The 6,164-nt window shown below is 67.1% G+C and carries 4 protein-coding genes and 1 rRNA gene; 2 read left to right on the top strand and 3 right to left on the bottom strand.

What is annotated here, in order from left to right; all coding sequences use genetic code 11:
• Together rrf and HPO96_RS34365 are read left to right on the top strand one after the other, a co-directional pair.
• Positions 1–102 (top strand): 5S ribosomal RNA (gene rrf, locus HPO96_RS34370); the annotation flags it as partial.
• A 100-nt stretch (positions 103–202) separates the two neighbouring features.
• On the top strand, positions 203–688 hold the full coding sequence (locus HPO96_RS34365; RefSeq protein WP_171678633.1) for a P-loop nucleotide/nucleoside kinase family protein: 486 nt from the start codon (positions 203–205) through the stop codon (positions 686–688).
• Here the strand turns inward: HPO96_RS34365 and HPO96_RS34360 are convergent.
• From HPO96_RS34360 to HPO96_RS34350, 3 genes are all read right to left on the bottom strand, one after another.
• The gene (locus tag HPO96_RS34360) at positions 662–1,312 is read right to left on the bottom strand and encodes a hypothetical protein (RefSeq protein ID WP_171678632.1); all 651 of its coding nucleotides are present in this window, start codon (positions 1,310–1,312) and stop codon (positions 662–664) included. The genes HPO96_RS34365 and HPO96_RS34360 overlap by 27 nt on opposite strands.
• Before the next feature lie 199 nt (positions 1,313–1,511).
• A complete protein-coding gene (locus HPO96_RS38710) occupies positions 1,512–3,347 on the bottom strand; it encodes a glycoside hydrolase family 76 protein (RefSeq protein ID WP_171678631.1) in 1,836 nt (611 codons plus the stop codon).
• A 1-nt stretch (position 3,348) separates the two neighbouring features.
• The gene (locus HPO96_RS34350) at positions 3,349–6,105 is read right to left on the bottom strand and encodes an AbfB domain-containing protein (protein ID WP_171678630.1); all 2,757 of its coding nucleotides are present in this window, start codon (positions 6,103–6,105) and stop codon (positions 3,349–3,351) included.
• Between the last annotated feature and the right edge of the window lie 59 nt (positions 6,106–6,164).

Below are 6,164 nucleotides of genomic sequence, written 5' to 3'. Positions count from 1 at the left end.
TTGGGGAAACACCCAGTCTCCATTCCGAACCTGGAAGTTAAGCCCTTCAGCGCCGATGGTACTGCGATCGGGAGGTCGTGGGAGAGTAGGACGCCGCCGGACTTTCACACTGTTAAGGGCCACCCCGTAAAAGGGGTGGCCCTTGGCATGTACCGGCGAAAATACGTGGCCTGCGGTTGCGCGCGGGTTCTAAGCTCTGCGGATGGCGGAGCTGATTCTGATCGTGGGGCTGCCGGGAGCCGGCAAGTCCACCCTTGCTCGTGAGCTCGAGGTCGAGCGTTCCGCGGTTCGGCTGACACCGGACGAGTGGATGGCGCCGCTGTTCGGCGCCGGCGAGTTCGAAGGCAAACGCTGGGTGCTGGAATCCGAGCTGCTGTGGTCCGTTGCGGCGCGCGTTCTCACCCTGGGCGGCAATGTCATCCTCGACTACGGCTGCTGGGGTCCGGATGAGCGTGATCTGTTCCGCTCCCGGGCCAAGGATCTAGGCGCCGAGACCGAGCTGATCGTGCTCGATCCGCCGCTGGAGGTGCTCTGGTCGCGTCTGGAGGCGCGGAACGCGAATCGGCCCGCGGATGTGTTCGAGCTCAGCAGGCTGGAGCTGGAGGAGTTCGACGGCCTCTTCGACCGCCCGACCGCCGAGGAGTACGCGACCTGGGACCGATCAACTTTCCGGAGCGATGCCGACTAGCGCTGCCGCGGCGCAAATGTGCACCGGAGTCAGATCCGCCGGCGCAACCGGTGCCTGCAGCAGAGTGCCCCGCTCGAACGGCGTGAGCTGGATGTCGATCCCGTGCGCGCCGGCCACCATGCCGCGGACGTACGTCAGCCAGCCCATCATCGGGATCCCGCGCCGAAAGACCCCGGCCGCGGCGGCGAGTTCGGTGTCGGCGATGCTGGCCCACTCCGGCTCCCAGATCGACACGACGGCTCGGAGTACCTGAGCGAAGCGCTCTGAGTGCACAAGGGCGCTCTCGTCACTCCAGTGCAACGTGATCTGGTCCGAGACCGTGGTGAGCGTGCCGCCCATCGAGAGGTCGAACAGCCAGGGCAGGTCACCGGTGCTCTGGAGGTGCAGGCGCGTCGTGCTGGAGCCGTTGGCGAGTACCTTGGTGGTGGCCTCGACCATCTCCTCGAGTGGCACCGAGCCGTCCGCCTCCAGGACGTGGTACCCCCAGCGCTCGTCCTGCGTCCAGGCGTGGACCTCAGGGAAGGCGACCGCGACCGCCGTCAGCGTGCGGTCCACCCGGAGCGCGCGCTGCTCGACGGTCTCGTCGCGATGGGCCCACTGAGCGCGCAACAGCCACGATGCCATTCACGCCCTCCGATCGTGAGCCGGCCGATCCTGCGCAGCAGACGGTACGCCGGTGGTCGGATGGTTGGCCAGAGTTCCGCCTACTCGGCGTGAAGAGCCTGAGCGGTTCTCCGGAGCATCCACCCGACCAGTCTGCGGTACCGGTGGTTCGGAGGTGACCACCGGGGTCCGGTTTTAGTAAATAAGCATCCGAAGTACCTCAGCTTTTCGGGGTCGCCGCGAGGAGTCCGCCCAGCCCGCTGGCCTGGGTTCGCCAGTCCCGGACGCCGCCCGCGGCCCACCGCTGACCGAGGCGGTTCAGCGCGTCCCGATCGTGCTGCCAGATCGAGTCGGCCTGCCGTTGCGCGTACGTCTTGTACGCCGAATCGCCGGTGCTGTCGGCCAGATCCATCAGGTACCGCATGAAGATGCCCTTGAACTGTTTCTGGTTGTCGTCACAAGTGCCGGCCGCGTCGCAGGACTCGGTCAGGATCCCGCCCGGGCTGAGCAGCGAGGAGGAGATCGCCGCATCACCCAGCTGCCGCGCCTTCGCGAGGACCGCGCTGTCCCCGGTCGCCCGCCACAGCTCCAGCGCGCCGCCGATCGCCAGGCCCTGGTTGTACGTCCACACAGTCTGCCCGTTGTTACCGCACGAGCCGTTCAGACCGTCGTTCACCAGGCCCGCCGAGTTGATCATCCCGCTGTTCTTGAACCAGTTCCAGCCGGTGGTGGCCCGCTGCAACCACACCGTGTCACCAGCGAGCCGGTTGTGCAGCGCCGCCGTCATCCGGATGTAGAGGCCGATGGTGACGGCGTTCTTGTAGGTCCGCTCCCGGTCCCACCACACGCCGCCGCCACACGACCCGGTGTCCCAATAGCCCTGGACGTAGTTCGCGATCGTCACGGCCATGTCGAGGTACTTGCGCTCCCCAGTCAGGTCATAGGCCTGGATCCAGGCGATCGCCCACCACTCGGTGTCGTCGATCGCGCGCGAGATGAAGTTCCCCTCCAGTGCGTCGCCACTCTTCACTCCAGCGGGGAACACACCGCGGTTCTTCTCGTACATCTCGTTGACGATCCAGCGCAGATCGGTACGCCGGGTGCGCTGCTGGTAGTCCATCACCGTGGTCAGCGCGACCGCGGAGTTCCACCAGCTCGACAGCCACCACGCGGTGTGCGGCTGATAGGCGTACATCAGCGCGTCAGCTGCGGCACCGAGTCGATCGGACGCCGGCCGCGCCCACGCCGTACAGGCGCCGTTCTGGCCTTCGACGGCCCGGCCGCACGCGCGGACGACGCCGCCGTACAGCTTGGAGCGGGGATCGGTGCTGGCGTAGAGCTTGGTGCGGACCGACGTCGCGCCGGCACCGACGCTGACCCGGCCGAGAGAGGAGCCGCCGGGCCAGGAGGCGCCTTCGTTCCAGGAGCGATCCAGCCAGACCTCATCGTCGGCTTTGCCGTTGTCGAGCGTCGCCCAGGCCATTCCGCGGTTGTCGATGTGCAGGGCGATCCGGCGGTTGGCCAGCGTCGCAGAAGGCACCGGCTGGTTGTCGCCGGACGGGCCGTCGCTGCCGTCACAGGCCGCCGCACAGACCGACGGATACACCCATGCGGTGCAGTCGACGCCGGCGGCATCCCCGCAGGCGCGGATCATGCCGCGGCGGTGGCCGCCTGGGTCGGACAGGTTGTACATCAGTGTGCGCGTCCCGGTCCATCCGGATGGGATCCACGCCTTGCCGAGGAGGCCCTCCCAGGTGGCACCGCCGTCCCAGCTGCGGTCGAGCCAGACCGAATCGTTGGTGGAGCCGTTGTCGATGCTGCCCCACGCCATCCCGTCCTTATCGGAGACGTGCAGGACGATGCGGCGTCCATTGAGCACTTTCTCGGGTACCGGGAACAGCTCTTCCTGTGCCCGCGACGGATCGAGCGTGTCACAGGAGACCGCGCACACCTGCGCAGCGGTCGGAGCGGCTTCTACTGCATTAGCCGGTGCAGTAGTAGGGGACAGCAGCGCCGCGAGCAGACTGGTCGCGGCAGCCCAGGTAATGAGTCGCATGTCAGCCTCCAAGGCCGGGCTGGTCGGTCCAGGTCGTGTCGGCGTTGTAGCTGCCGCCGCCGTCCCAGGCGTTCGCTCCCGAGACCGTCGCGATGTACACGAGCTCACTGGCGTGCCGGACGTAGTGCGTCGGGTAGTTGATCGACTGCAGCGACACGTTACCGGCGCCTCCGGCCAAGGGAGGCTGTGCGCAGAACGTCGCATCCTTGCGGAAGGTGTCGCTACCGTCGCTCGTCGCTTTCTGCAGCCGGTAGTTGCTGTGCCGCAGGTACTGCCCGGGGAAGTTCACCGACTCCAGCGAGTAGCAGGTGCTCTCAGCGAGCCCAGCTCGCACGATGAAGCTGGAGTCCTGCCGATCGGTCAGTGCGGAGCCAGCGTCGACCACATCTGTCCGGGCCAGGTTTTCCCGATGTCTGAGCACCCGGTTGGTGTAGCCGGCGGTAGTGACCCGGAGCGTGCGTGACTGGCCGACAGCGAGGCTGGCACCGCTCTTCCACCAGGCTGGCACCAGGTTCCAGGTCGAGTCGTCGCGGAACGAGCCGCCGGTGTCACCGTCGACCCACACCTCCGAGCTGCGGTGCCGCAGGTACTGACCGGGCCGCGCTGCCGACTCCAACGACGTACCGCCGCCGCTGAGGCCTGGGCGCGCACAGAAGGTCGCGTCGGCCGCGAACGTGCCGCCGGTGTTGGCCTCCTTGTACACACGCTGATCCCGCTGGCGCAGGTACTGCCCGGGGAAGTTCCGCGACTCGAACGAGAAGCAGCTGCTGTTCGACAGGCCCGCACGTACCCAGTAGCTGGCGTCCTGCTTCAGCGTCTGGCTGCTGGCGCCGTCGACGACCTCGGTGTTCGCGACACCGCCGGTATGCCGGAGGTAGCGGTTGGTGTAGTTCGGCGTAGTCACTCGGAACGAGACCAGCTTGCCGGTCGGCAAAGCTGTCCCGTTCGCGGCGGCCAGCACCTGCTGATGGACGGCGCGGACGCGCGCGAAGTCCATCTTCTGCACCTGGCGGTCATAGGTGTAGAAGCCGTTGATCTCGTCCTCGACGTCGGTCGGCTCGGTGTAGACCGAACCCGACAGCCCGGAGCCGTTGATCAGATCGGGCAGCTGGCTGGTGATCTGCGCGTACCGATTGGTCAGGGCAGCGCTGTTCGGCAGCATCTCGTAGGCGAAGCTGTTGCCGCTCGGCCACTCGTGACCGGGGACGTGCAGGCCGAGGCCGCCGTACTCGCCGAGCTGCAGGATGCGCGTACTGGACGGCGCCCGCGCGAGCCCGGGACCGACGTACATGTGGTCGTCGATGACATCGCCGTTCCCCGGATCGGGATCGGAGTCGCAGCAGTTCGACCCGGAGTTGTGATTGACCAGGCGGGTCGGGTCGAGGCTCTTCACCAGATCGGCGATCCGGCCGGACTGGAACTCACCCCAGCCCTCGTTGAACGGGATCCACTGCACGATCGAGGTGATCTGCTTGTGGTTGTCGATCATCCGCCGCAGTTCGGACTCGTACCGCGCCTCGCCGGTCGCGGACGCGTTGCGGCCGGCCACCAGCGACGGCATGTCCTGCAGGACCATCAGCCCGAGCCGGTCGGCCCAGTAGAACCAGCGCGCCGGCTCGACCTTGATGTGCTTGCGGACCATGTTGAAGCCGAGCGCCTTCTGCTGCTCGAGGTCGAACCGCAGCGCGGCGTCCGTCGGAGCGGTGTAGAGACCGTCCGGCCAGTAGCCCTGGTCGAGAGTGCCGAGCTGGAAGACGAACTTGCCGTTCAGCGTCGGCCGCAAGAACCCGCCGATCATCGCCTTCCCGACCGACCGCATCCCGAAGTACCCGCCGACGGAGTCGTTTCCGAGCGTTACCTTGAGGTCGTAGAGGAACGGATCGTCCGGCGACCAGAGCCGCGCGTTCGGCACCGGCACGCGGAACGACGTACCGCTCACGCCGATCGCCTCGCCGACTACCTGGCCACCGGACAGGACCTGGGCACGGACCGGCTGCCCGGCGGCAGACGCCTGGACGTTCAGATCGAGACCGCCGGCGGCGACGTTCGGTGTGGTGTCGAGCCGCTTCACCCAAGTGGATTGGGTTGGCTCCAGCCAGACGGTCTGCCAGATCCCGGACGACGGCGTGTACCAGATGCCGCCGCGATTCAACCGTTGTTTGCCGAGCGGAATGTCCTCGACGTCCACCGGAGCCCAGACGCCGACGATGATCTCGTTGCTGCCGGCCCGCAGCGCCGACGTGATGTTGTACGAGAACGCGTCGTACCCACCTTCGTGGGTGCCGAGCAGGACGCCGTTCACCCAGACCTTCGATTGCCACATCACGGCGCCGAAGTTCAGCTGGACGTCGCGCCCGGACCAGCCGGCCGGGACGGTGAAGTTCCGCTTGTAGTACATCCGGTTCTCGTGCCGCATGATGCCGGACAGCGCCGACTCGATCGGGTAGGGGACGAGCACCTCCTCGGCCAGCGTCCCACCGATCGGCGGATTGTTCAGGTTGCTCGTCGGCGCGAACTGCCAGACGCCGTTCAGGCTCTGCCATTCGGAGCGGGTGAGCTGCGGCCGCGGGTACTCCGGCAGCGGATTCGTCACCGAGACCTGATTGGTCCACGGCGTCGTCAACGGCGGCGGCTTCGGCACGAACGCCTCGGCAGGTGTGGGCACCAGCACGGCCGCGAGTACTGCGATCACCAGGAGCAGAACTCGGATGGGCAGGGCCCGACGGGACAAGGCATGACGGGATTGCGTGGAGGTCATCTGGGGGTCTCCCTGGGGCGGTAGGGAAGAGAGCGCTCTCACCCGTCAGTATGGCGACG

It is taken from the genome of Kribbella sandramycini, from assembly GCF_013131805.1.
Classification (GTDB): Bacteria; Actinomycetota; Actinomycetes; order Propionibacteriales; family Kribbellaceae; genus Kribbella; species Kribbella sandramycini.
Note: the sequence above shows the minus strand (reverse complement) of the source record. Positions and strands in the feature narration are given on the sequence as shown.